General features: G+C 69.2%; 21 protein-coding genes. 10 read left to right on the forward strand and 11 right to left on the reverse strand.

What is annotated here, in order from left to right; translation table 11 throughout:
- Positions 1-317: 317 nt before the first annotated feature.
- The 4 genes from AC1C2T_RS12800 to AC1C2T_RS12815 are packed head-to-tail and all read left to right on the forward strand — an operon-like array spanning position 318 to position 3,848.
- The gene (locus AC1C2T_RS12800) at positions 318-1,388 is read left to right on the forward strand and encodes an ABC transporter permease (RefSeq protein WP_495360614.1); all 1,071 of its coding nucleotides are present in this window, start codon (positions 318-320) and stop codon (positions 1,386-1,388) included.
- On the forward strand, positions 1,385-2,284 hold the full coding sequence (locus tag AC1C2T_RS12805; protein ID WP_495385565.1) for an ABC transporter permease: 900 nt from the start codon (positions 1,385-1,387) through the stop codon (positions 2,282-2,284). Before AC1C2T_RS12800 ends, AC1C2T_RS12805 begins: the two co-directional genes overlap by 4 nt.
- Complete coding sequence (locus AC1C2T_RS12810; RefSeq protein WP_495360612.1) at positions 2,281-3,060, forward strand: ABC transporter ATP-binding protein; 780 nt, start codon at positions 2,281-2,283, stop codon at positions 3,058-3,060. The genes AC1C2T_RS12805 and AC1C2T_RS12810 overlap by 4 nt, the downstream gene beginning before the upstream one ends.
- A complete protein-coding gene (locus AC1C2T_RS12815) occupies positions 3,057-3,848 on the forward strand; it encodes an ABC transporter ATP-binding protein (RefSeq protein WP_495385566.1) in 792 nt (263 codons plus the stop codon). The genes AC1C2T_RS12810 and AC1C2T_RS12815 overlap by 4 nt, the downstream gene beginning before the upstream one ends.
- 86 nt (positions 3,849-3,934) lie before the next feature.
- On the opposite strand, the gene AC1C2T_RS12820 is transcribed toward AC1C2T_RS12815, so the two are convergent.
- The 5 genes from AC1C2T_RS12820 to AC1C2T_RS12840 form a co-directional block, all read right to left on the reverse strand.
- Positions 3,935-4,222, reverse strand: coding sequence for a hypothetical protein (locus AC1C2T_RS12820; RefSeq protein WP_495360610.1), 288 nt, complete (start codon positions 4,220-4,222; stop codon positions 3,935-3,937).
- A 139-nt stretch (positions 4,223-4,361) separates the two neighbouring features.
- Entirely contained in the window at positions 4,362-5,282 is a 921-nt protein-coding gene (locus AC1C2T_RS12825; protein ID WP_495385567.1) for a hypothetical protein, read from the reverse strand.
- 4 nt (positions 5,283-5,286) lie between these two features.
- On the reverse strand, positions 5,287-6,498 hold the full coding sequence (locus tag AC1C2T_RS12830; RefSeq protein WP_495385568.1) for an Mrp/NBP35 family ATP-binding protein: 1,212 nt from the start codon (positions 6,496-6,498) through the stop codon (positions 5,287-5,289).
- Positions 6,485-7,006, reverse strand: coding sequence for a DUF1003 domain-containing protein (locus AC1C2T_RS12835; protein ID WP_495360607.1), 522 nt, complete (start codon positions 7,004-7,006; stop codon positions 6,485-6,487). Before AC1C2T_RS12835 ends, AC1C2T_RS12830 begins: the two co-directional genes overlap by 14 nt.
- A complete protein-coding gene (locus AC1C2T_RS12840) occupies positions 6,993-8,321 on the reverse strand; it encodes a magnesium transporter MgtE N-terminal domain-containing protein (protein ID WP_495385569.1) in 1,329 nt (442 codons plus the stop codon). Before AC1C2T_RS12840 ends, AC1C2T_RS12835 begins: the two co-directional genes overlap by 14 nt.
- A gap of 79 nt (positions 8,322-8,400) precedes the next feature.
- On the opposite strand from AC1C2T_RS12840, the gene AC1C2T_RS12845 reads away from it, so the two are divergent.
- Both AC1C2T_RS12845 and AC1C2T_RS12850 read left to right on the forward strand, forming a co-directional pair.
- On the forward strand, positions 8,401-9,138 hold the full coding sequence (locus tag AC1C2T_RS12845) for a YflT domain-containing protein (RefSeq protein WP_495385570.1): 738 nt from the start codon (positions 8,401-8,403) through the stop codon (positions 9,136-9,138).
- A 67-nt stretch (positions 9,139-9,205) separates the two neighbouring features.
- The gene (locus AC1C2T_RS12850; protein ID WP_495385571.1) at positions 9,206-9,547 is read left to right on the forward strand and encodes a TIGR02611 family protein; all 342 of its coding nucleotides are present in this window, start codon (positions 9,206-9,208) and stop codon (positions 9,545-9,547) included.
- A 97-nt stretch (positions 9,548-9,644) separates the two neighbouring features.
- On the opposite strand, the gene AC1C2T_RS12855 is transcribed toward AC1C2T_RS12850, so the two are convergent.
- Together AC1C2T_RS12855 and AC1C2T_RS12860 are read right to left on the reverse strand one after the other, a co-directional pair.
- Complete coding sequence (locus AC1C2T_RS12855; RefSeq protein WP_495385572.1) at positions 9,645-11,216, reverse strand: aminopeptidase P family protein; 1,572 nt, start codon at positions 11,214-11,216, stop codon at positions 9,645-9,647.
- Positions 11,217-11,319: 103 nt separating this feature from the next.
- Positions 11,320-12,336, reverse strand: a complete 1,017-nt coding sequence (locus AC1C2T_RS12860; RefSeq protein WP_495385573.1) for an endonuclease/exonuclease/phosphatase family protein — start codon at positions 12,334-12,336, stop codon at positions 11,320-11,322.
- Positions 12,337-12,446: 110 nt separating this feature from the next.
- Between AC1C2T_RS12860 and AC1C2T_RS12865 the strand changes: the two genes are divergently transcribed.
- Positions 12,447-13,319 (forward strand): PHP domain-containing protein, encoded by an 873-nt coding sequence (locus tag AC1C2T_RS12865; protein WP_495385574.1) that lies wholly within the window; start codon positions 12,447-12,449, stop codon positions 13,317-13,319.
- Positions 13,320-13,584: 265 nt separating this feature from the next.
- On the opposite strand, the gene AC1C2T_RS12870 is transcribed toward AC1C2T_RS12865, so the two are convergent.
- Positions 13,585-15,120, reverse strand: a complete 1,536-nt coding sequence (locus AC1C2T_RS12870; protein WP_495360600.1) for a DEAD/DEAH box helicase — start codon at positions 15,118-15,120, stop codon at positions 13,585-13,587.
- A 207-nt stretch (positions 15,121-15,327) separates the two neighbouring features.
- On the opposite strand from AC1C2T_RS12870, the gene AC1C2T_RS12875 reads away from it, so the two are divergent.
- A complete protein-coding gene (locus tag AC1C2T_RS12875; RefSeq protein ID WP_495360599.1) occupies positions 15,328-16,041 on the forward strand; it encodes a ferritin-like fold-containing protein in 714 nt (237 codons plus the stop codon).
- A gap of 22 nt (positions 16,042-16,063) precedes the next feature.
- Here AC1C2T_RS12875 and AC1C2T_RS12880 read toward each other — a convergent pair whose 3' ends face one another.
- On the reverse strand, positions 16,064-16,369 hold the full coding sequence (locus tag AC1C2T_RS12880; protein WP_495360598.1) for a hypothetical protein: 306 nt from the start codon (positions 16,367-16,369) through the stop codon (positions 16,064-16,066).
- 1 nt (position 16,370) lies between these two features.
- Positions 16,371-16,595 carry a DUF3107 domain-containing protein gene (locus AC1C2T_RS12885; protein ID WP_495353491.1) on the reverse strand — a complete coding sequence of 75 codons (225 nt, stop codon included), beginning with the start codon at positions 16,593-16,595 and terminating at the stop codon, positions 16,371-16,373.
- 93 nt (positions 16,596-16,688) lie between these two features.
- Here AC1C2T_RS12885 and AC1C2T_RS12890 point away from each other — a divergent pair, with 93 nt between their 5' ends.
- Both AC1C2T_RS12890 and AC1C2T_RS12895 read left to right on the forward strand, forming a co-directional pair.
- Complete coding sequence (locus AC1C2T_RS12890) at positions 16,689-19,856, forward strand: PD-(D/E)XK nuclease family protein (RefSeq protein ID WP_495385575.1); 3,168 nt, start codon at positions 16,689-16,691, stop codon at positions 19,854-19,856.
- Positions 19,853-23,149 (forward strand): ATP-dependent helicase, encoded by a 3,297-nt coding sequence (locus tag AC1C2T_RS12895; protein ID WP_495360596.1) that lies wholly within the window; start codon positions 19,853-19,855, stop codon positions 23,147-23,149. The genes AC1C2T_RS12890 and AC1C2T_RS12895 overlap by 4 nt, the downstream gene beginning before the upstream one ends.
- On the opposite strand, the gene AC1C2T_RS12900 is transcribed toward AC1C2T_RS12895, so the two are convergent.
- Positions 23,059-24,318 carry a phosphotransferase gene (locus tag AC1C2T_RS12900; RefSeq protein WP_495385576.1) on the reverse strand — a complete coding sequence of 420 codons (1,260 nt, stop codon included), beginning with the start codon at positions 24,316-24,318 and terminating at the stop codon, positions 23,059-23,061. The genes AC1C2T_RS12895 and AC1C2T_RS12900 overlap by 91 nt on opposite strands.
- Positions 24,319-24,330 lie beyond the last annotated feature (12 nt).

Here is a 24,330-nt window from a genome sequence, read left to right on the forward strand (position 1 = left end):
CCGGTAGTCTCCCTGTATTACGCGCATACTTCGCGCATAGGTGAAAGGATATGATTCCAATAACCCCGAACCCTTTTGCGAGTTTCGTTGAACTGGGACCCGCTGATGGATAGGGTGAAGAACGCCTCTCTTTCGAACGTTGAAAGAGAAGGAAGCCGCAATGGAGCGAACCCCGCGCCCGGTCACCCCACCGTCAGCGATACCTCGCACTGTCGTTTCGGCGCCGTGCCTCTCTGTTGGCATTTCCATCACTCGGCGCGAATCCAACACCGAATCCGTGTTCGAATCGCGCGCGCTGCATAAGGAGCCGATATCGCGTGACTGCGATCGATACTGGTGTGCAGCAGCGGATCAAGCCGCCCAAGCTTCATCCGCTGCTGAGATACATCCTCATACGCCTGGGCATCAGCGTGCTGCTGATCTGGGGTGTCACTGTCGTGACATTCCTGCTCACCAATCTCGTGCCCGCCGATCCGGTGCAGGCGATCCTCGGTGACCGCGCGTCTGCCGACCCCGCGATCGTGGAGCAGACTCGGAGAGAGCTCGGCCTTGATCAGCCGCTCATCGTGCAGTACTGGACCTATCTCACCAATCTGCTGCACGGAAACCTCGGCGTCTCGAACCAGACCCGCGTGCCGGTGCTCGAGTCGATCGGCAAGGTCCTTCCTGCTTCGTTGGAGCTCGGCCTCGGCGCGATCCTCATCGCGGTCGTCTTCGGTCTCCTGCTCGGTCTGCTCGCCGCGCTGAAGTACAACACGGTGATCGACCACATCATCCGCGGAGTCAGCCTGATCGGCATCTCAGCGCCGACCTTCTGGGTGGCGACGATCAGCTACTACTTCCTGTCGTTCAGGCTCGGCGTGGTGAGCGGTGCCGGCCGGCTCGATCCGTGGATGACCCCGCCACCGACCGTCACGGGCCTGTATACGGTCGACGCGCTGGTCGCGGGCGATACCGCCGTGTTCGGCAACGCACTGTCCCACCTGCTGCTGCCCTCGTGCGTGCTGGCACTGTTCACCGTCGGATTGCTCGCGCGCTTCAGTCGCTCGAGCGTGCTCGACGTCATGAATCTGGACTACGTCACCGCAGGCCGCGCGAAGGGGCTCCCTGCGCACAGGATCATCTCCACGTACATCTTCCGTGGCGCCATGGTTCCGATCATCACGGTCGTCGGGCTTGCCTTCGGCTCCCTCTTGTCGGGAGCCGTACTCACCGAGACGGTGTTCGCCTGGGGTGGCCTCGGCCAGTTCGCCTTCCGCGGCGCAACGGCTCTCGACCTCCCCGTGATCATGGGGGTCGGCCTGGTCATCGGCATCATCTATATCGGCATGAACCTCCTCGTCGATGTGATCTACGGTCTGATCGACCCGAGAGTGAGAGTCAAATGACAACTCCAAGTGCCACCGCGGCCATCTCGCTCGGCGTCAAGCGTTGGCGTTGGGGGTTCCGTTTCCCGAAGTCGTTGCGCACTCCGCTCGGTATCGCGGGGGTGATCGTCCTCGCCTTCTGGCTGCTGGTCGTGATCTTCGCACCGCTCATCGCTCCGCAGGATCCCCTCGCGCAGATCTTCCCCCGACTCACCGCTCCCGGCGTCGACACGGTGCTCGGAAGCGACAGCCTCGGGCGCGACGTGCTCTCGCGCGTCATCATGGCTGCCCGCACAACGCTTCCCGCAGCACTCTTCGTGGTCGCATGCTCCGCGATCGTGGGCTCCGTGCTCGGCGCGATCGCGGGCTACTTCGGCAAGGTCGTCGACGAGGTCATCATGCGCATCGCCGACCTCTTCTTCGCGTTCCCGACCATCATTTTCGCGATGGTGATCGCGGCGGCACTCGGCCCCGGGCTCAAGAACGCCATCATCGCGATCCTCATCGTGTCGTGGCCGGGCTACGCGCGTACCACGCGCGCACTCGTCATCACCGCACGCAACAGCGAGTACGTGGTCGCGGGGCGTCTGCTGGGCTTCAGCCCCTGGCGATCGCTCATCCGCGACATCTTGCCGAACGTCGCCTCGCCCGTCGTCGTGCTCGCCACCCTCGGCGTCGGCGACGCGATCCTGTCGATGGCGGGGCTGTCGTTCCTGGCGCTCGGAGTCGTGCCGCCCGATCCCGACTGGGGCGCGATGATCAGTGAGGGCGTGTCGCAGTTCAACGCCTGGTGGATCGCACTGTTCCCGGGCATCTGCGTGCTCTCCGTCGTCATGGCGTTCAATTTCATCGGCGATAGCCTGCGTGATGCGCTTGATCCACGCACGGCGAAACAGATCGAGGGGGCCAACGTATGAGTGTCGTCGCGGTACGCGAACTCAACCTCACCGTCGGTTCGAACCACATTCTGCGGGACGTATCGTTCCCCCTCGAGGCCGGCACCATCACCGGCGTCGCGGGCGCTTCTGGATCGGGGAAGACCCAGACAGGCATGGCCATCATGGGCCTCTCGCCAGATGGAGCAGAGCTCTCGGGCAGCATCGACTTCGACGGCACGGAGCTCGTCGGCATGCCGTCAAAGAAGCACAACGCGCTTCGGGGCGTGCAGCTCGCGATGGTGTTTCAAGATCCGGCCTCGGCGTTTCACCCGATGCTCTCGGTCGGCCAGCAGCTCACCGATCATCTGCGCCACCACCGAAAGATCGGCAAGAAGGCGGCGATGGCGCGCGCGATCGAGATGCTCGACCGGACGAAGGTTCCGAACCCCGAGGAGGCGGTGAAGAAGTATCCGCATCAGTTCTCCGGTGGACAGCTGCAGCGCATCGCATTCGCCTCGGCGGTGATCTGCGATCCGCGTGTGCTCATCGCCGACGAGCCGACGACGGCGCTCGACGTCACGGTGCAAGCGGGCATTCTGCGCCTGCTGCGCGACCTCTGCGACGAGCTCAATCTCGCGGTGCTGCTCGTCACACACGACTTCGGGGTGCTGTCCTCCGTCGCCGACACGATCGTCGTCATGAAGAACGGCGTGGTCGTCGAGATGGGCGACCGGGAATCGGTGATCACCGCGCCGCAGCACGAATACACACGTTCACTCATCGAGTCCCTGCCGGGAACGGAGGTCCTCCAGTGAGCTCGAATGAAGCTCTGCTGACACTCGACAGCGTCGGGTGCGAGTACAAACTCAACGGTGGCGGGCGCTTCCGGGCCGTGAACGGTGTCTCCCTCGAACTCGGTGAATCCGAGGTGCTCGGGCTCGTGGGAGAGTCGGGGTGCGGCAAATCCACGCTCGCGAAGCTCATCTGCGGTCTCGAGAAGACCTCGCAGGGATCGATCACGTTCCAGGGCGACGATGTGCGCCCACTCGGGCTTCGCACCCGCCCGAAGAGCGACATGGGTATCCAGATGGTGTTCCAGAACCCATACGCGTCCCTGAATCCCCGCCGAAAGATCCGCGCCCAGATCGAGGATGCGCTCGCGCTCGATTCTGCGCATCGTTGGACGGTGGACGCCCTGCTCGACGCAGTCGATCTTCCCGCCAACGCGGCCGATCGTTACCCGCATGCCTTCTCCGGCGGGCAGCGGCAGCGGGTTGCGATCGCTCGCGCGCTCGCAGCCGGGCCGAAGGTGCTCATCGGTGATGAGCCGATCGCTTCGCTCGATGCCTTCTTGCAGTCGCGCATCGCGAAGATGATGCGCGACCTCGCGATCGAGGCGGGAGCATCGATGATCTTCATCAGCCATGATCTCTCGGTGGTGCGTGAGATCGCCGATCGCGTCGCGGTCATGGAGGCTGGGCGGATCGTTGAGACCGGGCCGACCGCGCAGATCTGGAACGAGCCGTCGCATCCGTACACCCAGCGTCTCCTCGCGGCCATTCCGCGCGTCGACGGCAAGGGCGTCATTCCCGGCGGCATGTAGCGCAGACGGCTCTGACACCGCACACCGACATTCAAACGGGTGCAGAACAGTAGCTGGTCTGCTTTTTCAGCTGTGCAGACGAGCCGTCAGCTCGTGCGGATCCTGCCGTAGGCATCGACCGTGATGACAACGGTCTGCACCTTGCGGTTGAGTGCGCGGTAGATCACGTAAATCAGCCAGAGGCCGCCGGTGAGCAGCACGAGGATGAGGTTCCAGAACCAACCGATGCGCTTGTTCTTGGAGACCACGGCCTGGCCTGCGGCGACGGACTGGACCGTCCAACCGCGCTGCGCGTACTTCGCCACCTCCGCATTGAGCAATTGGGCGCGCGACTCGTCGGACAGCGCTGCTGGGGACGGATTCGGGGTGCTCATGCCCGAACTTTACCGGCGTTCGACCGGGTGCGCCACAGGCGTCACAAGGGTTGCAGAGTGGTGGCCGAGGCATGGCACGTGACGACGATTCTCATTTCGGGCCAACCACCCCAGAGTCTCGCCGCGCGGCGAGGCGGCCTCACTCGAGCCCGCAGCGCTCGCCGTAGTAGGCGTAGAGCTCGGCCTTCAAGGTGTCGCCCGACGAACGATCGAGTCGACCCTCGCGTCCATCGCTCGCGCGGATCTCGAACGGCAGGATCGTGCCGCGCTTGTCGTCGGCGATCGCATGGGCGTCGCATCGAGCCGGACGCACCGGCAACGAGATCGTGAAGGGTTCGCCGCCGGTCGTCACCTCGGCGCCGACGGGCCAGTCGACGCCGCCCTCGGCGTTCAGCAGGGTCGTGCCGTACACGCGGTCGATGACGAACGATCCGGCGCCGGCGTCGTCGTCGTCGTCGTGAGCCTGAACGGATGCCGCTGGCACGACGAGCACGTCGATGAACCCCCGTCGCTCGGTGCCGCTGCCGGTCGAACGGAGATGCTCGGGCATCTCGATCGCCGCAACGGCGTCGACCGACTCGGCGAGACAACTGCTGTTGTTCACCCGGGCGAGCGTGCCGAACGGATCGTCGGCGATGAGTTCGCCAGAGGCGAGGCCCGATTCCGTCGAGACGTCGAGCTGCACCGCAGCGACCGCCTTCGCGGCGGTCTCGCCCCGGGAATCGCACTCGCTCTGCGAGAGATCCACGCGAACCTGCAGCGCACCACCTGCTGCCACATCGAACGGCTCGTCGAGCACCATCCCGGGCGCGAGCGTCGGCGACGTGACCTCGAGGTGCTCGACCGTGACGGGCCCGTCGCCCTCGTTCGCCACGCGAACGACGAGCTGGTTCGCCTCGATGTCGAGGCGGCCCTGCTGGATGCTCGCCGAGAGCCCGTCGGGCAGGGTCGACGGCGGCGTCGGCTGCGGGGCGCACGCCCCGAGTCCGAGCGCGACCGTGCCGACGGCCGCGATGGCGAAGAGGATCCCGGGCCGGCGGGTCACGCTGGCGGGCGGCATCCGGTCACCGGACCGTGACGTCGAGTCGTCGGCCGCCGAGTGAGCGGGGGAGGGCCGCGAGCTGCGCGGCGACCTGTTCGATCGCGCGCGCGGCCGGGTCGTCGGGCTCGGCGAGCACGATCGGCAGCCCGTCGTCGCCGCCCCGTCGCAGCGCCACACTGAGCGGCACGCTCGCGAGGAGCGGTACCGGGGCGGGCTGGCCCGCCGAGAGGCGTTCGGCGACGATCGCGCCGCCACCGGCGCCGAAGAGGTCGAACACCTCGCCGTCGGGCTGCGCGAAGCCGGCCATGTTCTCGACGACGCCGACGATCTTCTGGCCGGTCTGACGCGCGACGACGCCCGAACGCTCGGCGACGTCAGCAGCAGCGGGCTGCGGCGTGGTCACGACGACGACCTCGGCGTTCGGCAGCAACTGCCCGAGCGAGATCGCAACGTCGCCCGTGCCGGGCGGCAGGTCGACGAGCAGCACGTCGAGATCGCCGAAGTACACGTCGGTGAGGAACTGGGAGAGGGTTCGGTGCAGCATCGGCCCCCGCCAGGCGACGGCGACGGATGACGCGCGCCCGCCCTCTTCGGACGGTTCGACGAACATGCCGATCGAGATGACCTTCACGCCGTGCGCGACGGGTGGCAGGATCATCTCGTCGACGCGCGTCGGTCGCGCCGCGAGTCCGGATGCGTCGACGAGGCCGAGCAGCCCGGGGATCGAGAAGCCGTGCACGTCGGCGTCGACGAGGCCGACCGAGAGTCCGCGTGCCGCGAGGGCGACTGCGAGGTTCGCGGTGATCGTGGACTTGCCGACGCCGCCCTTGCCGCTCGTGACTGCGATCACACGGGTGAGGCTGCCGGGGCCGAAGGGATTGCCGCGGGCGGCACGCCCGCCGCGGAGTCGCTCGGTGAGGGCGGCGCGCTGCTCGGGTGTCATCACCGAGAGCACGACGTCGGCGTTGCCCGCTCCGGCAACGGACTCGGCCGCTTCACGCACGTCGCGTTCGATGCGGTCGGATGCGGGGCATCCGACGATCGTCAATCTGATGCCGACCTCGACGCGACCGTCGTCGCCGACGACGACTCGATCGACCATGTCGAGCTCGGTGACGGGCTTGCGGATCTCGGGGTCGATCACGCCCGTGAGCGCGGCGCGCACCGCGGCCTCGAGCGTCGCCGCGTCGGGCGCTCCGGGCGCTCCGGGTGCCCCGGCGTCAGCGTGCTGCATGCTCCGCGTCCTCCTCGTCGCGCCGGTCGAGCTCTTCGAGGATCGCGCGAAGCTCGGCGCGGATGAACTCCTTCGACGCGAGGTCTTTCACGGCCAGGCGGAGCGCGACGACCTCGCGGGCGAGGTACTCGGTGTCGGCGAGGTTTCGCTCGGCGCGCTGGCGGTCCTGCTCGATCTGTACGCGGTCGCGGTCGTCTTGACGGTTCTGCGCGAGCAGGATGAGCGGGGCGGCGTAGGACGCCTGCAGCGAGAGCACGAGCGTGAGCGCCGTGAAGCCGATCGCGAACGAGTCGAAGCGCAGCTCTTCGGGGGCGAAGGTGTTCCACGCCATCCAGCCGATCGCGAACACCGACAGACCGAGAAGGAACCCGGGGGTGCCCATGCCGCGCGCGACCCATTCGGTGAAACGACCGAACCGGTCGTTGTCACCCGAACCACGGAAGGACGGGGAACGGCGAATGCCCTTCGGGGTCTCGAATCGCCGGTCGTCGGCGTCAGCGCGTGCCATCTCCTGCCCTCCTTCCGTGTGGAACGGGGATGCTCCCCGTCGTCAGCTGGGCCCGCGCTGCTGCGCGGCGACCCACCTCGGCATCTTCGGGATGACTTCGCCAGTCATCGGGCAGGAGGTAGTCGAGCACGTCGTCAATCGTCACCACCCCGACGAGACGGTGCTTCTCGTCGACGACCGGCACCGAGACGAGGTCGTAGCTCGCGAGGATGCGGCTCACCTCGGCGGCGGAGGTGTCGGCGCGAACGGGCTCGAGGCCCTGGTCGATGAGCGTGCCGAGGCGTTCGTGCGGGGGATAGCGGAGCATCCGCTGGAAGTGAACGAGGCCGAGGAAGCGGCCAGTGGGCGGCTCGTATGGCGGCAGGGTGACGCAGACCGCCGCACCGAGCGCGGGCGGCAGGTCGTGGCGCCGGATGAGCGCGAGCCCCTCGGCGACGGTCGCGTCGGCCGAGACGATGATCGGCTCGGTCGTCATGAGACCGCCGGCGGTGTCTGGCCCGTAGGAGAGGAGGAAGCGCACGTCTTCGGCCTCTTCGGGCTCCATGAGCTCGAGGAGGTGCTCGCCGCGCTCTTCGGGCAGCTGGGCGATGAGGTCGGCCGCGTCGTCGGGCTGCATGTGGTCGAGCACGTCGGCTGCCCGGTCATCGCCGAGACCGGCGAGGATCACGACCTGGTCTGACTCGGGCATCTCTTCGAGCACGTCGGCGAGCCGATCGTCGGAGAGCTCCTCAGCGACCTCCTGGCGTCGCTGCGCCGGAAGGTCGAGCAGCGTGCTCGCGAGATCGGCGGGCTTCAGCTCGGAGTAGCTCGCGATGAGATGCTCGGCAGATTGCGCCTCGCCGCTCGGGTTCACCTCGCGTACCTCGCGCCAGGTGACGTACGCCGACTGGCCCTTCGAGAACGGCGACGCGCCTTTCGGTCGACGCACGAAGAGCTGGTCGACCTCCCACTCACCGGGTTCCTGCTCTTCGATCGCGACATCCTCGACCGTCGCCTCGCCCGAGCCGTCGACGAAAGCGACCTTGCGACCGAGCATCTCTGCGATGACGCGCACCTCGCCGCCGCGCTGCTCGAATCGGCGCAGATTGATGAGGCCCGTGGTGATGATCTGGCCGCCGCCGATCGAAGTGACCCGCCCGATCGAGACGAACACGCGGCGCTTGCCCGGGATCTCGACGATGAGGCCGACCACCCGGGGCGGATCGCTCTTGCGGTACACGACGAGCACGTCGCGCACCTTGCCGACCCGATCGCCGGCGGGGTCGAAGACGGCACACCCGGCGAGTCGGGCGACGAAGACTCTCGTAGCGCTCACGTCTACCAACTTAGTGCCGGATGCCGCGTGCGGTCCGCTTCCCGGCCTGTGGCGCAGGTGGCCGTGGGAGAATGACCGAGTGAGTAATCAATCGCCGTTCGGCGGACGTGTGGGCCGAGCATTCCCGACCCTGCCCAAGGGGGAGACGGTCGCGAGCTTCGAGACCTACGCCGAGGCGCAGGCTGCCGTCGATGCGCTCTCCAAGGCGGAGTTCCCCGTGAAGGAGCTCGCGATCGTCGGCACCGACCTGACGAGCGTCGAACGCATCACCGGCAAGCTCTCCTGGGGGCGGGCCGCAGGCGCCGGCGCGTTGTCGGGAGCGTGGTTCGGCACGTTCCTCGGTCTGCTGTTCTTCATCTTCGCGCCGACCGGCGCCTCGATCGGCATCCTCATCTCGGCGGTGCTCATCGGCGCCGGGTTCGGCATGATCTTCAGCGTCGTCTCCTACTCGCTGAATCGGCGTCGACGCGATTTCACCTCGGTCATGCAGGTGCTCGCGAGCCGGTATGCGATCATCGCCGCGACGGCCCATGTCGAGCGTGCCCGCAGCGTGCTCGGCGTCGACGCGCAGGCACCCGAACGATCGGCGTCGCCGCAGCCGACGTCATCGGCACCCACGTCGCAGCCGATGAGCTACGGCGAGGCGACGGATGCCGCGCGGCGGGCCCAAGTCGATGCGGCTCGTGCCGCGCAGCCGCCCGCCCGACCGCGCTACGGGGAGCTGGCACCGACGGCGGAGAGCGGCGATGAAGCATCCGCTGCGCCCGAGGCTGACACCGACGCTGCCGCATCGGAACCGCCCGCTTCGGAGCGCTGAGCCGCCGCGCGACTGTGGTTCCCGGCCGGGCGGCACATTCCCAGACTCGCGATATATCGTGACCGGCATGGTGACCCAGGCAGAGCTCGACAGCGAGATCGCCGAGGGCGAGCGGAGCGACCGACCGATCAGGCGGATGCTTCGCAGCATCCGTCGACGCATCGAACGCCGCCCTGCATTGCGCCGGGCGTATCGCGTGATCGTCGGCGTGCTCGGCGGGTTGATCGCGCTCCTCGGGCTGGCTCTCGTGCCGCTGCCGGGGCCGGGCTGGCTCGTCGTCTTTCTGGGTCTTGCGATCCTCGGTACCGAGTTCGCCTGGGCGAAGCGCCTCGCGGCATTCACGAAGCGCCAGTTGGCCCGCTTCTGGGCGTGGTGGCAGGCACGTCGCGCCGCTCGCACGACGGCCTGAACGAGCGTGCAGTCTCCGCCCGGTCCCGGGCGAAGACTGCACTCCCGAGGCGTGGACGGCACTTTCGCGTACGCCCGCGGTGCAGTCGTTCGGTCGGTCAGACGAGCGTGCCGCGCACCCAGGCCTCGACCTCGTCGGCCGTGCGGGGGATGGCCGATGAGAGGTTCTCGGCGCCGCCCTCGGTGACGAGGATGTCGTCTTCGATGCGCACGCCGATGCCGCGGAACTCCGCGGGCACGGTGAGGTCGTCGGGCTGGAAGTAGAGACCCGGCTCGATCGTGAACACCATGCCGGGCTCGAGCACGCCGTCCATGTACATGTCGCGCCGTGCCTGCGCGCAATCGTGCACGTCGAGACCGAGGTGGTGGCTCGTGCCGTGCACCATGTACCGGCGGTGGAACTGGTTCTCGGGCTCGAGCGACTCTTCAGCCGATACCGGCAGGAACCCCCATTCGGCGGTCTTGCGGGCGATGACCTGCATCGCGGCGGCGTGCACTTCGCGGAAGATCGCACCCGGCTTCACGACCGCGAACGCTGCATCGGCGGCCTCGCGCACCGCTTCGTAGACCTGACGCTGCACAACCGAGAACGTGCCGTTCACGGGGAAGGTGCGGGTGATGTCGGCGGTGTAGTAACTGTCCATCTCGACGCCGGCGTCAAGGAGCACGAGGTCACCGGGCACCACCGGGCCGTCGTTGCGGGTCCAGTGCAGCACGGTCGCGTGCGGGCCGGCAGCGGCGATCGAGCTATAGCCGACGTCATTGCCGTCGAGTCGGGCGCGGGTGGCGAACACGCCCTCGATGACGCGCTCGCCGCGCACCTCCGCCGTGATGCGGGGCAGTTCCTCGAGCACCTCGGTGAAGCCGCGCTGCGTCGCATCGATCGCGGCGCGCATCTCGGCGACCTCGAACTCGTCTTTCACGAGCCGCAGCTCTGAGAGCATCCGAGCGAGCTCGGCGTCGGGCTCGTGCTCGCCGCCAACCTCGAGCGAGAACGGGGCGTCGGTCGCGTTCGTCGACAGCGCCTGCTCGGCGGCGAACCGGATGCGTGCGTGGTCGACACGCTCGGTGACGGATGCGTCGGCCTCGCGCAGCACGAGGGTCGCCGTGTCGACGGAGTCGATCACCCGGTCGAACGCCTCGAGCGCACGCGTCGCGACGGCCAAATCGGCGGCGACGTGCGCAAGCGAGGGACGCGCGCCGATCCAGAACTCGCCGATCGCGGGGTTCGCGTAGAACTCCTCGGAGTCGCGCCCTGCGCGCTCTCGGAAGTACACGGTCGTCTCGTGCCCGTCGGCCGTAGGCTCGAAGACGAGCACCGCGCCGGGCTCGGAGTCGGAGCCCCACCCGGTGAGGTGAGCGAACGCGGAGTGCGCCCGGAACGGGTAGTCGGTGTCGTTGGCCCGCTGCTTCATGTCGCCGGCGGGAACGATCAGGCGCTGGCCGGTGAATGCCGCCGAGACCTTCGCTCGGCGTGCGGCGGCGAAGACCGCCTGCTCACGCGCCGGCGGCAGCGTCTCGTCGCGCTCGGCCCAGCCGCTGCCGATGAAGTTCTTGAAGCCCTCTGAGCCGGGCGTCGTCGAGCGGTTCGCATCGCGCACCGTCTCGTCGTTCGCGGTCGTGGCGGGAGTCGCCGTCTCAGTCGTGGAGGTGTCGCTGGTGTTCGCCATGCCGACCATTCTCGCACTTCGCGAGCCCTGTTCCCTGAGCTTGTCGAAGGGTGCCCAGCGCTTCGACAGGCTCAGCGAGCGGCAGGCTCAGCGAGCGACGATCTCAGCGAGCGACGAGCGTCGAGACGATCGGCCGGTGATCGCTGCCCGCGTCGTCGTAGCCGTCGAGCACCTCGAACGCCTCGACACTCCAGTTCGGGGTCGCCATCACGTGGTCGATCGGGCTGCCGAAGAACGGCGGCACGTCGGTTGGCCAAGTGCCGAGGCCCGCTGCGCCGGCCTCGACCGCGGCATCCGAGCACCGGCCCATGTCGCCGCCGTCGATACCGTGACCGGCGAAGTGATCGACTGTGGCGTTGAAGTCGCCCGCCATGATGACGTTCTCGCCGGCGCACTGCTCGGCGAGCCAGTCGAGGTCGCTGCGCCAGTTGCGCAGTTCCCATCGGATCGGCGCGACGGCGTGAACGGCGACGATGCGGGGTCCGTCGCCGCTCACCGGGTCGGCGACGACGCTCGGCAGGGTGTTCGTGTTGCCGGGCGGGCCGGGAACATCCGCCGAGACGACCTCGTAGTCGCCGAGGTCGGGGCTGATCAGGATGGTCGTCGAGCGCGCCTTCGCGACGTCGTCGTACGCGAGCGTGTGCACCCACATCGGGCTGCCTCCCTCGCGCATCTCGATCGCCACCTCTTCGCCGAGCGGGTCGGTCGTCTCGGGCAGCACGACGATATCGGCGCCGCGCTCGATCGCGAGATCGGCGATCGTCGACGCTTCGAGCACCTCGCCGAGTGTGTTCCACGAGAGCACCGTCACCGTGTCTGGGCCGGACTCGGTGCTCGAACCGCCGAAGCCGCGCGAGACCAGCACCGCGACATTGCCCACGGCGAAGAGCGCGAACACCGTAGCCATGGCGAACGCGAAGACTCGAATCGGCCGCGCGAGCGCGAGCAGCAGGAACACGACCAGTGCGACGACTCCACCAGCGGCAGCCGTGCCGCGAAGTGCGACGACGTGCGTCGCCACCCACTGGTTCTGCAGGCCGAAGCCCTGCGGCCAGAGGAGGATGAGCGCCACGACGGCGGTGCCGAGCACGATGGCCCAGCCGAGGATGCGGGGGAGCATTCCATCCACCCTAGGCGAGCGCGCATGCTCGGCGCCGGGCAACGCGCTGCCGATCGGCTGGGAGTCCCCGGTGAGACCGGTCACCGACGGGCCACGGATAGCATGGCAGGATGCCAGAAGCCACCGTCGTCGTCGCGGGCGAAGCCGACCTGCACACGCACTCGACGGTCTCCGACGGCACCGAAGCCCCCGCCGTGCTCATGCGGCAGGCGGCTCGCGCCGGCCTCTGGGGCATCGCACTGACCGACCACGATTCGTCCAGCGGCTGGGCAGAAGCGGCGGCCGCCGTGTCCGAGACGGGCGTCGCGTTCATCCCCGGCATGGAGCTCTCGACCCGCGAGGGCTACACGAGCGTGCACATGCTCGCCTACCTCATCGATCCGTTCGACGAGGCTCTGCTGGCCGAGACAGCGCGCATCCGGGAGTCGCGCATGACGCGCGCCGAAGCGATCGTTCGCAGCATCGGGCGTGACTACGCCCTCACCTGGGACGACGTGCTCGCGCAGACAGTCGAGGGCACGACGATCGGCCGTCCGCACATCGCCGACGCACTCGTCGCCCGAGGCCACGTCGCCACCCGCTCCGCGGCGTTCGACGGCATCCTGCATCCGCGCGCGGGCTACGCCCAGCCGCACTACGCGCCCGATCCGCTGACCGCGGTTCGCCTCATCCGCGCCGCCGGCGGCGTGCCCGTGCTCGCACACCCCGGCACGCGCGGCGCTGAGCGGGTGATCCCGCCCGCGCGGCTCGAGCAGCTCGTCGAGGCCGGCCTCTTCGGGCTCGAGATCGACCACCCCGAGAATCGCGACGACGCGAAGCCCCGGCTGCGCGAACTCGCCAAGCGGTTCGGGCTCCGGGTGACGGGCTCCAGCGACTACCACGGCACCGGCAAGCCAAACCGGCTCGGCGAGTGCCGCACGGCCCCCGATGTCGTCGATGAGATCATCGCCGAGGGGCGCGGTTCGGCGCCGGTGCTGCCGTAGCGCCGTGACCACGACCCGCCACGATCCGAGACGATCAGATCGGTCGGCCCGGGTCCACCCGGTCGCTTGTGCCGGTCGGTCCATCGATGTTCGCCCATCCCCGACCTCGGAAGGACGAGCATCGATGGACCGACGGCGACGGGCGCGCCGCAGACCGCGAAGAGCGGATGCCGCGTGGCATCCGCTCTTCGGTTGGTCTTGGAACCGAGTCAGACCCCGTGACCCCGGACGAAGCCGAGCGGGCGCTGAATCGTAGAGTTGCTGCCTACGCCTGCGGAGCAGTGCCGCCCGTGCGAGGTGCGCGCCGACGGCGACGACGCTGCGGAGCCGCGTTGCCGTCGTGGTGCTCGTGACCCTTGCCGTCGTGGGTGCCCGTGCCGGGCTCCTTGACGGCAACGTCGGCCGAGGAGGCCTCGGGCGCAGCGGCCGCGGACTCGGTCGTCGCGGTGGCGTCGCCGGCGGGCTTGCCGCCGCGAGTGCGACTGCGGGTGCGGTTGCGGGGCGCAGTCTCTGCCGCGGCATCGGATCGCTCTGAGCGACCCTCGGATCGACCACCGGAGCGACCCTCGCTGCGACCGGCCGTTGCCGAGCGGGTCGGTGCGGCAACCGCGGAGGCGGGCTTCAATCGACCCTTGGTGCCGGCCGGGATGTCGAGGTCGTGGAAGAGGTGCGGGCTCGACGAGTAGGTCTCGGTGGGCTCGGGCTGGCCGAACTCGAGGGCGCGGTTGATGAGCGCCCACTTGTGCAGGTCGTCCCAGTCGACGAAGGTCACGGCGATGCCGGTCTTGCCTGCTCGGCCGGTGCGGCCCACGCGGTGCAGGTACGCCTTGTCGTCGTCGGGGATGGTGTGGTTGATGACGTGCGTCACGTCGTCGACGTCGATGCCTCGAGCCGCGACATCCGTGGCGATGAGTACGTCTTTCTTGCCGGCCTTGAACGCGGCCATCGCACGCTCTCGCTGGTCTTGGTTCAGGTCGCCGTGCACGGCGGCGGCGTTGAAGCCGCGGTCGTTCAACTCTTCGACGAGCTTGGCCGCTGCACGCTTCGTGCGTGTGAAGATGATCGTCTTGCCGCGGCCCTCGGACTGGAGGATGCGGGCGATCACCTCGTCTTTGTCGAGCGAGTGCGCGCGGTAGACGAGGTGCTTGATGTTCGCCTGGGTGAGGCCCTCATCGGGATCGGTCGCCCGGATGTGGATCGGGCGGGTCATGAACCGGCGCGCGAGCGCGACGATCGGGCCGGGCATCGTGGCGGAGAACAACATCGTGTGCCGGGTCGGCGGTGTCTGGGCGACGAGCTTCTCGATGTCCGCGAGGAAGCCGAGGTCGAGCATCTTGTCGGCCTCGTCGAGCACGAGTTCGCTGACGTTCTTGAGCGAGAGCAGGCGCTGCGAGGCGAGGTCGAGCAGACGCCCGGGGGTGCCCACGACGATCTGCGCGCCGGCTTTGAGCTGTTCGATCTGACCTTCGTACGCCTTGCCGCCGTAGATCGACACGATCTTCGTCGGGCGGTTGGATGTCGCGAGCTCGAGGTCTTCGGTGACCTGCACGCACAGCTCGCGGGTCGGCACGACGACGAGCGCTTGAACGCCGCCCTCGGGGTTGTCGCCAAGGCGCTGGATTATCGGCAGGCCGAACCCGAAGGTCTTGCCCGTGCCGGTCTTGGCCTGGCCGATGATGTCTTGACCGGCGAGGGCGAGGGGGATGGTCTGTTCCTGGATGGGGAAGGCATCGATGATGCCCTTCCCGGCGAGGGCGTCGACGATATCGGACGCGACGCCGAGGTCGGTGAAAGTGGTCAAAAGTCTGCCTGTTCGTGTTGCTCGAGGTGGCGGTCGGAGATGCGCCCTGTTCTCAACCCCAGGCGCACGGCTAGCGGATCCATCGCCCGCATGCACCTTCTACCCTATCCGAGACTGTCTGAGTGCCTCGGATGGGTTGTGAGCGCGGGCTGTCTGCGTGGTCTTCTGGATCCGAGACTGTCTGAGTGCCTCGGATAGGCTGTCTGCGTGGTCCTCTGGTCGAAGCGGCGCATCCCGCGCCCTGAACTGCCGCGGCTGCGCCCGCGGGTCGCGCCGACCGATCTCACACGAGTCGATTTCACCGAACTCGTGCCCGAGCCCGTGCCGTTCCTCGGCCAGGCCGCATACATTCAGCTCGAGTTCTTCGAGAGTCTCGCGAGATCGGTGGCCACGGCGCCGACCCTGCCGTCGAAAGAGGGACTCAGTCGCGCGGCGGGCATCGCGTTGCGCAAGCATCACGCGCTCATCGCCGAGATCCGTCGACTCGACGTGGAGCCCGACGACGTGATGGCGCCGTTCGCGCCCGCGGCCGACCGGTTCCGCCAGGCGAGCGCAGGGGCCGACTGGTACGAGCTGCTGCTCGGCATCCACGTCACGTCGGGAATGCTCGACGACTACTTCTCGCGACTGGCCGAGGGTCTTCCGGCAGACCTCGCTTCGCGAGCGCGCGCGATCCTCGCCGAGGAGGTTTCGGGCGCAGTGCTGCACGAAGAGCTTCGCGTCGCGATCGAGGCCGAACCCGGGTTGGCCGATCGCTTGGCGCTCTGGGGTCGGAGCCTCGTCGGCGACACCCTGCTGATCGCCCGCTCCGCGCTTCGCGCGACGGACTCGGCGGCTCGCGGTTCAGATGTCGAACCGGTCTTCACCGAACTGATCGCTGCGCATACGCGTCGCATGGACGCGCTCGGCCTGACGGCCTGAGCCCGTTCGACTGCGCTGCGCGTCAGGCGCGCACGACGCCCGGGCGGGAGAGACGCTCGAAGAGCGCGGCATCCGCTCGCTCACGTCGCGGGGAGATGAGGTACAGGAACGCCGCGGGCACGAGACCGGCCGCGACGAGCGAGACGACCCAGATCCAGCCGCCGTCCCACGCCCAGCCCAGCCAGGTCAGAGCCACCCATACGACCGCGGCGACCGCCGCTCCGATCGCGGGGCCCACTGCGACGCCGCGGAGGTGCCGCAGCGGCAGCACGAACTGTGCAGCCAGACCGAGGATGGCACCGCCCACGACGACGAAGATGAGTTCCATGTCAGGCGACGAACCCGACGCGACGCGACTCTTCTGAACCGATCTCGACGTAGGCGAGTGCCGCCGCCGGAACCACGTAGAGCGTGCCCTTGTCGTCGGTGAGCTTCAGCAGCGCCGACTGACCCGCGAGAGCGGCGGCGACCGCCTGCTCGACCTCGGCCGATGATTGCGAGGTCTCGAAACCGAGTTCACGGGGGGAGTTCTGAATACCGATGCGAACGTCCACTGTGCGCCTTTCTCCTGTTGCTCAAACACTACGACACCGGCTGGCCGGGCCCGTACCCGTTCACTGTCGGCGGAACCCGTTAACCTTGCCAACATGCAGGCCACCGCGACATCCGCAGCACTACTCCCGAGGCTCGCCGAGGGCGAGCATGCAGCGGTGTTCGGGGCTCCCGGCAGCGGAAAGACGACGTTCGCGATCGAGCTCGTCGCCGACCGCGTCGAGCGGCTCGGGTACGCCACCGACGAGGTACTCGTGATCTCGGCGACGCGTGCCGCCGCGACGTCGCTCCGCGACCGGCTCGCGGTGCGTCTCGGCACGACGACGAGAGGTCCGCTCGCCCGCACGGCGAACTCCATCGCCTTCCAGTTGGTGCGGGCGTTCACCGGCGCATCCGTCACACTCCTCACGGGCGCCGAGCACGACCAGATCATCGGCGAGCTCATCGACGGCGGCATCCGAGACGGCTTCGGGCCCGAGTGGCCCGACCCGCTGACTCCCGACGTGCGGGTGCTCCGAGGCTTCCGTTCGGAGCTGCGCGACCTGCTCATGCGGGCCGTCGAACACGGCGTCGACGCCAGCGCACTCGCGACGCTCGGCGAACGTGCAGGCCGGCCCGACTGGGTTGCGGCCGCTGGATTCCTCGACGAGTACGACGAGGTGAAGGCGCAGCTGCGGCCGACCCAGTACGACTCCTCAGAGCTCGGGGCGTTCGCGGCGGCGATCGTGAGGCGCAGCACGACGGACGCCTCCGCCGCGGCGGCACTCGGGCTACTCGCACGGGTGCGCCTCGTCGTGGTCGACGATGCGCAGGAGGCGACCGAGACGACCGCTGCGCTGCTCGGCGCGTTCGCTGCCCGCGGCGTCGCCGTGGTCGCGCTCGGCGACCCTGACGTCGCGTCCAACGGATTCCGCGGCGGGCGCGCCGAGCTGCTCGGCTCACTCGGCTCGGTGCTCGGCGGCGAGCTCGTGCATCGCGTCGAGCTGCCCGTCGTCTACCGGGGTCGGCCCGAGTTGCGCACGATCGTGCAGTCGGTGAGCCAGCACATCGGCACGGCACTCGGCGGCACGCATCGCACGGCCGAGCGTCACGCGGCGACCGAGCCCGACCCGCTCGCCGCAGTGCTCGGCATCGAGGCGCCGTCGCATGCCGCCGAGTGCCAGGCCGTCGCGGCCGTGCTGCGAGAGCGTCACCTGCTCGACGGCGTACCGTGGTCGTCGATGGCTGTGGTGCTGCGCTCCGGCGGCGACGTGCCCGCCTTCGAGCGGGGGCTCGCGCTTGCCGATGTTCCCACGGCCGGGAGTGCCGCACGAACGGCCCTCCGCGACGCACCCGCGGCAGCTGCGCTGCTTGCCGCGGCTTCACTGGTACTCGATCGCGAGCTGCTCACGCCCGAACTCGCGGTCACCGTGCTCACCGGGCCGCTCGGCCGGCTCGACAGCGTCGGCCTTCGCCGACTGCGGCTCGCACTGCGGCATGAAGAGCTCGCGGTCGACGGCTCGCGCACGGCCGACGAACTTCTCGTCGAAGCGCTCGCAGTGCCCGGCGGGTTCGAGACGATCGACGCGGCGCCGGCCCGACGGGCTGCACGCCTGGCCAAGCTCCTCTCGACCGCTCGCGGCGTCGCGCAGCGCGGTGGCACTATCGAAGAGGTGCTGTGGTCGCTCTGGGAGGCCAGTGGACTCCCCACCGAGTGGGGCGCCCAAGCGGCCGGCACGGGCGTGCTGGCAGAAGAGGCCAACCGGTCCCTCGACGCGGCCGTCGCCCTGTTCGCCGCGGCCCAGCGTTTCGTCGAACGCGAACCAGACGCTCCGGCCGTGCGCTTCGTCGACGAGGTGCTCGCGAGCGAGCTGCCCGAAGACTCGCTCGCGCCGCAACGCTCAGCCGAGACCGTGCTCGTGACCACCCCGCCCGCCGTCATCGGCCGGGAGTTCGACGTGGTCGTCATCGCCGGGTTGCAAGACGGCGTGTGGCCGAACCTGCGCCCTCGGGGCACTCTCCTGCATGCAGCGCTCGTGCCGCGGGTGGTCGCTGCCGCGCGCGCCGGGGCTCCGCTTCCGGCGCCCGAGACGGTCGCCGAGGCGCGCGTCTCGGTGCGCAGCGACGAACTGCGGCTGTTCGTGCTCGCCGCTTCGCGCGCGAACCGGCAACTCGTGTTGAGCTGCACCGCGAACGACGATGAGCAGCCGTCGATGCTCATGGGGTACGCGACCGAACGGATCAAGGCCGCACGTCGGCGCCCCCTGCACTTGCGCGGACTCGTCGGCGCGCTGCGTGAAGAGGCGACGAGTACAGCGACGGGTGAAGCGTCGGCCGCGCTCGCACTCCTCGCCGAACAAGGGGTGCCGGGGGCACACCCCGACGAGTGGTACGGGCTCGCCGAGCCCTCGACGACGGCGCCACTCGTCGATCTCGACGGCGATCCCGAGGCGCTCGTCGCCGTTTCGCCATCGCAGATCGATCGCGCCGAAGAGTCGCCACTCGGCTGGTTCATCGACCATGTCGCGTCCCCGCCATCGGGGCTCGCCGCCTCGATCGGCACGATCGTGCACGCCGTCGTCGAAGAGGCCGGTGCCCGCGACGACGGCGACACGAGCGTCGAGACGCTCTGGGCGGCCGTCGAGGAGCGCTGGCGCGAGTTGCGCTTCGAGGCCGGCTGGGTGGCCGAGCGCGAACGCCGCGGTGCGCGGCGCATGGCCGAAGGAGCGTCCGACTACCTCACGAACTTCGCCGCCGACGGCAAAGTGCTGCTGGGCGCCGAGGGCCGGTTCACGCTCATCGTCGATCGCGTGCGCATCTCGGGCACCATCGACCGGGTCGAAGCGTCACCCGACGGCATCACCGTGATCGTCGACCTGAAGACCGGCCGCACGCCGCCCTCGGCGGCCGAGACCGCAGCCCACCCGCAGCTCGCCGCATACCAGCTGGCCGCTCGGGCCGGGAAGGTGCCAGCTGGCATGCCCGGCGCCGGCACACCAGACGCCGGCACACCAGACGCCGGCACACCAGAAGCACCGGACGCCGGCACGCACGGCGGCGCAAAGCTCGTCTACCTCGCGAAGCCGACCCGCGGCATGGCCTTCACCGAACGAGCGCAGCAACCGTTCGACGACGACGCCGAGGTGGCGTTCCGCGAGCGGCTCGGCGCAGTGGCGCGCATCATGGCGGGCAGCGAGTTCGAGGGACCGGCCGAACTCGGCTACCGCTCGCGATTCGGCGGCTGGCAGTACCGGGTGCATCTCGTGCCGGCGGTCTCGGCGTGATCGCCGCCGCCGACATCGCCGCACGCCTCGGCCTGCATGCGCCCACGGCCGAGCAGCGCGCGGTCATCGAAGCCGATCCGCTGGGGCAGAGCATCGTCGTGGCCGGCGCGGGCAGCGGCAAGACCGAGACGATGGCGAACCGTGTGGTCTGGCTCCTCGCCAACTCGCACGTGGCGGTGCCCGAGGTGCTCGGCCTCACCTTCACGCGCAAGGCAGCCGGAGAGCTCGCCGAGCGCATCCGGGAGCGCATCGCGCAACTCGTCTCGCTCGGCATCGCCGAGGTGTCCCTCGATCCGCTCGAGTCCGCCTCGGTCGGCACATACAACGCGTTCGCGAGCGCGATCTACCGTGAGCACGCCATGCTCATCGGTCGAGAGCCCGACGCCGCCGTGCTCGGCGAGGCATCCGCGTGGCAGCTCGCACGCTCGGTGGTCGCGGCATCGGCCGACCCGCGACTCGTCGAACTCGACGCCTCGCTCGACAAGGTCACGGCGGCCGTGCTCGCGCTCAGCCGGGCGCTCGCCGAGAACGTCGCCGACAGCCGCGACGTGCGTGCCATGACCCGCGACTTCCTCGCGATGCAGGGGCTGCCCATCGAGGCTCCGCGCAAGCGCACCGACTTCACCTCGTTCGTCGATGCACTCGGCGTCGTCGGCGCATTGCCGCCGCTGCTCGAGCTCGCCGATGCGTACTCGGCGGCGAAGCAGCAGAAGGGTTTCGTCGAGTTCTCCGACCAGGTCGCGCTCGCACTCGCGATCTGCGAGGGGCACCCAGAGGTGGTCGCCGGGCATCGCGAGCGGTACCGCACCGTGCTCCTCGACGAGTACCAAGACACGAGCGTCGTGCAGACCCGGTTGCTTGCCAAGCTGTTCGGCGGGCAGCCCGTGATGGCGGTGGGCGACCCCGACCAGTCGATCTACGGATGGCGCGGGGCGAGCGCCGCGAACCTCGCACGCTTCGGGCCCGACTTCGCGGCCGGCGCTGACGCCGCCGTGTACGACCTCTCCACGAGCTGGCGCAATCCGCGCGTCGTGCTCGATGCGGCGAACACGCTCATCCAGCCGCTCGATGCAGGCATCCCGAAGGCGCCGCTCGGCGCGTCGCCGTTCGCGCAGCCGGGGCGACTGGATGCCGCGTGGGCGGAGACGATCGAGCACGAGGCCGAACTCGTGGCGGCGTGGTTCCGCGAGCGCCTCGGGCGCGGCACGAACGGCGGCCCGCGCGAAGCCGCCCGCAGCGGCGCCCTGCTCTGCCGCACCTTCGCCAATGTCGGCGTCTTCTCGGCGGCGCTGCGGGCGAAAGGGGTTCCGGTGCACGTGCTCGGCATGGCCGGTCTCCTCGACCAGCCCGTGATCGCCGACCTCGTCTGCGTGCTCCGGGTGTTGAACGACCCGACGGCGGGCTCAGAACTCGTGCGAGTGCTCGGCGGTGCTCGGTGGCGCATCGGATCCGCCGATCTCGCCGCGCTGCACGGGCTTGCGAAGTGGCTTGCCGACCGTGACCTCGCCACCCGAAAGCTCGGCGACGATGTGCGAGCCGGGCTTCGCGCCTCCATCGCGCCCGACGAATCGCCGTCGATCGTGGACGCCCTCGACTTCTTGCTCGTGGCACCCGACTCCCATTCCGCTCTCGCCCGGTTCAGCGACGTCGGGCTCGCGCGCATGCGCCGGGCGGGCGCGCAACTCCAGTCGCTGAGACGCCGCGCAGGGCTCGGTCTCATCGACTTCGTCAGCCTCGTGCAGCAGGAACTACTGCTCGACATCGAGGTCGCAGCCAATGCCGCACAGCCCCTCGGCGCGCCGAGCCTCGAGGCGTTCGACGAACTGCTCGCCGGTTTCGCGGAGGTCTCCGAGCACCCCACACTCGGCGCGTTCCTGGGTTGGCTCACCGAAGCAGAGCAGCGCGACCGGCTCGCGCCCCGGCAAGACGAACCCGAGCCTGGCGCCGTGCAGGTGCTCTCGATCCACGGATCGAAGGGCCTCGAGTGGGATGTCGTGGCCATACCGCGCATGGTCGACGACGAGTTGCCGTCGAAGCCACGATCGTCGAAAGGGTGGCTCGCGTTCGGCGAATTGCCCAACGAGTTCAGGGGCGATGCCGATGAACTGCCCGAGCTGGCGTGGCGCGGCTCGCAGAGCCAGGCGGACTTCGACCGTGCCGTCACCGCGTTCGCAGAAGAGAACCGCGAGCGTCACGCAGAAGAGGAGCGGCGCCTCGCCTACGTCGCACTCACCCGCACGCGAAGCGACCTCCTCGTATCGGGCTCATGGTGGGCGGGCCAGAAGGCGCCGCGAAAGCCCAGCCCCTTCCTTCGCGAACTCGTGACCGCCGGTGTGCTCGATGCGAGCGTGCTTCCCGTCGCACCCGAGTCCGATGAGAACCCCAGGGCGGGGTCGACCGAGCGCGTGCGCTGGCCGCTCGACCCGCTTGGCGCTCGCCGGCACGCCGTCACCGCGGCGGCGACCGCGGTGCGCGCCGCGGCCGAACGCCCGAGCGGTGAGGGCATCGGCCCGGTTCTGGCCGATCGCATCCGGATGCTCCTCGAAGAGCGCCGCCTCCGTGCTGAGGGCTCCGCGAACGCCGAGGTGCCCGTACGCGTGCCGGCATCCCGGTTCAAGGACTACGTCGACGACCCCGCGGCCGTCGCCGCGCAGCTGCGCAGGCCGATGCCGCAGCGACCGTTCCGGGCCACCCGCATCGGCACGCTGTTCCACCAGTGGGTCGAGCAGCGTTCGATGGGCGAGTACGAGACTGCGGCGATCGATGCGTTCGGCTCGCTCGACGGTCTCGATGCCTTCGCCGAACTCGATGCGGCCCGCGACGAGGGCATCACCGATGCCACACCCGAGCGGATGCGCACGCTGCAGGCGACATTCGAGGCGTCAGAGTGGGGCAACCGCAAACCGTCCGCGGTCGAGATCGAGCTGCATCTGCCGATCGGTGACAACGTCTTCGTCTGCAAGCTCGACGCGGTGTACGAGGTGGCGCCCTCGAGCGAACTCGGGCGCCGCGGCATCCGCTATCAGGTCGTCGACTGGAAGACGGGCAAGGCGCCGCGTGACGCGCACGATCTGGAGTTGAAGCAGACGCAGCTCGCGCTCTACCGACTCGCGTACGCCAACTGGGCCGGCATCGAGCCCGCGCAGATCGACGCCGTGTTCTACTTCGTCGAAGACGACCGGGTCATCAGGCCCGATGCGATCTACGACGAAGCGGCATTGCGACGCGCGTGGGCGTCGGTCGCGGCATCCGGCGTTGCTCGGGCGCCGTCGGCGGCCTCGTCGTCTCGCTGAGTCCCTGCCGCATTCCCACGCTCGGGCGTTGCGTCACCCCAGTCGGAAAGATCGAGCGGAATCGGGGCGGTGGCGTCGAACGGGGCCGTGTCGCGCTCACCGGCCTCGCGTCGTTCGAGCTCGGAGAAGTCATAGCTGTCGGTCAGGAGACTCGCCCCACCCTCGCGCGGCAACGTCTCCCGCGGCGTCTCGTCGAGGAGCCGCTCGACGTCGCCGACCGTGAGGATCGGGCCGGTCTCGGGCGAGAGGGGCTCGCTCGAGCGGTCGTGAACGCTCTCGACGAGCCCGTCGAGCAGTGCGACGGCGTCGGTGATGATGGCGTCGTCGCGCACTTCGACGCCGTGCAACAGCCACTTCGCGAGCTCCAGCTCGCCGTAGAGCAGCGCACGCTGCGGCAGGTGCGCGTCGGCGCCGCCATCGCGCGTGCCGAAGTAGTCGTCGAGGGCGCGCTCGGCTGAGGCCCCTCGCGAGGTGAGCAGCCAGTGCATATCGCGTGCCGGGTCGCCCTGGGCGAGCGCCGACCACCCGATGAGGCCGGTCACCGTCTCGCCATCGACGAGCAGCGAGTCGGCGGCGAGTGCCCCGTTGATGACGGTAGGGCGGAAGCGCCAGAGCAAGGCGTCGTCGGTCGCTTCCTCCCAGCGTCGCAAAAGGGCGGCGGGCAAGCGGCCGGTGTCAGCGGCACGATCGATGACGTCGACGACGGCGTCATGCGCTTCGTCGGCCGTCTGTCGCGGCAGGCCTGCGTCGGCGATGAACGCGCTCGGCAGGTTGTGCACCGCGGCGAGGGCGAGGCCGACCGAGGTGGCGATGCCGTCGTGTTCGGTGAGCTCGTCGGCGGTTCGAGCAGCCCCGGGCACGTAGCTCGTGACGACCGCACGGGTGCCGTCGATCGGTGCCTGGCCGACCACTTCGGGAACGCCGAACGGCATGAGCGAGCGGATGCCGTGGGTGAGCGCGCGGAGTGCGACGAGATCGGCCGACTGCTCGGATTCGGCGGCTTGCGATCGCGGAATCCGCAGCACGAGCAGGCGATCGTCGGTGCTCCGCAGCAGCACGGCATCGAACGCGCCGTGGCTCTTCCGGGTGTGCGATCGAACCGCGCGCACCTCGAGTCCGGGCACCGCCGCCGTGGCCAACGCGGCTAGAGTGAGTGGAGATCTGGCCATGGCACACAGCTT

This window comes from Agromyces sp. Y558 (assembly GCF_059445415.1).

Excerpts from the sequence above, each read along its gene's own strand:
- AC1C2T_RS12805 (WP_495385565.1), top strand. The coding sequence starts at position 1,385 with ATGACAACTCCAAGTGCCACCGCGGCCATCTCGCTCGGCGTCAAGCGT.
- AC1C2T_RS12810 (WP_495360612.1), top strand. The coding sequence starts at position 2,281 with ATGAGTGTCGTCGCGGTACGCGAACTCAACCTCACCGTCGGTTCGAAC.
- AC1C2T_RS12820 (WP_495360610.1), bottom strand. The coding sequence starts at position 4,222 with ATGAGCACCCCGAATCCGTCCCCAGCAGCGCTGTCCGACGAGTCGCGC.
- AC1C2T_RS12825 (WP_495385567.1), bottom strand. The coding sequence starts at position 5,282 with ATGCCGCCCGCCAGCGTGACCCGCCGGCCCGGGATCCTCTTCGCCATC.
- AC1C2T_RS12830 (WP_495385568.1), bottom strand. The coding sequence starts at position 6,498 with ATGCAGCACGCTGACGCCGGGGCACCCGGAGCGCCCGGAGCGCCCGAC.
- AC1C2T_RS12835 (WP_495360607.1), bottom strand. The coding sequence starts at position 7,006 with ATGGCACGCGCTGACGCCGACGACCGGCGATTCGAGACCCCGAAGGGC.
- AC1C2T_RS12850 (WP_495385571.1), top strand. The coding sequence starts at position 9,206 with ATGGTGACCCAGGCAGAGCTCGACAGCGAGATCGCCGAGGGCGAGCGG.
- AC1C2T_RS12855 (WP_495385572.1), bottom strand. The coding sequence starts at position 11,216 with ATGGCGAACACCAGCGACACCTCCACGACTGAGACGGCGACTCCCGCC.
- AC1C2T_RS12860 (WP_495385573.1), bottom strand. The coding sequence starts at position 12,336 with ATGCTCCCCCGCATCCTCGGCTGGGCCATCGTGCTCGGCACCGCCGTC.
- AC1C2T_RS12865 (WP_495385574.1), top strand. The coding sequence starts at position 12,447 with ATGCCAGAAGCCACCGTCGTCGTCGCGGGCGAAGCCGACCTGCACACG.
- AC1C2T_RS12880 (WP_495360598.1), bottom strand. The coding sequence starts at position 16,369 with ATGGAACTCATCTTCGTCGTCGTGGGCGGTGCCATCCTCGGTCTGGCT.
- AC1C2T_RS12890 (WP_495385575.1), top strand. The coding sequence starts at position 16,689 with ATGCAGGCCACCGCGACATCCGCAGCACTACTCCCGAGGCTCGCCGAG.
- AC1C2T_RS12900 (WP_495385576.1), bottom strand. The coding sequence starts at position 24,318 with ATGGCCAGATCTCCACTCACTCTAGCCGCGTTGGCCACGGCGGCGGTG.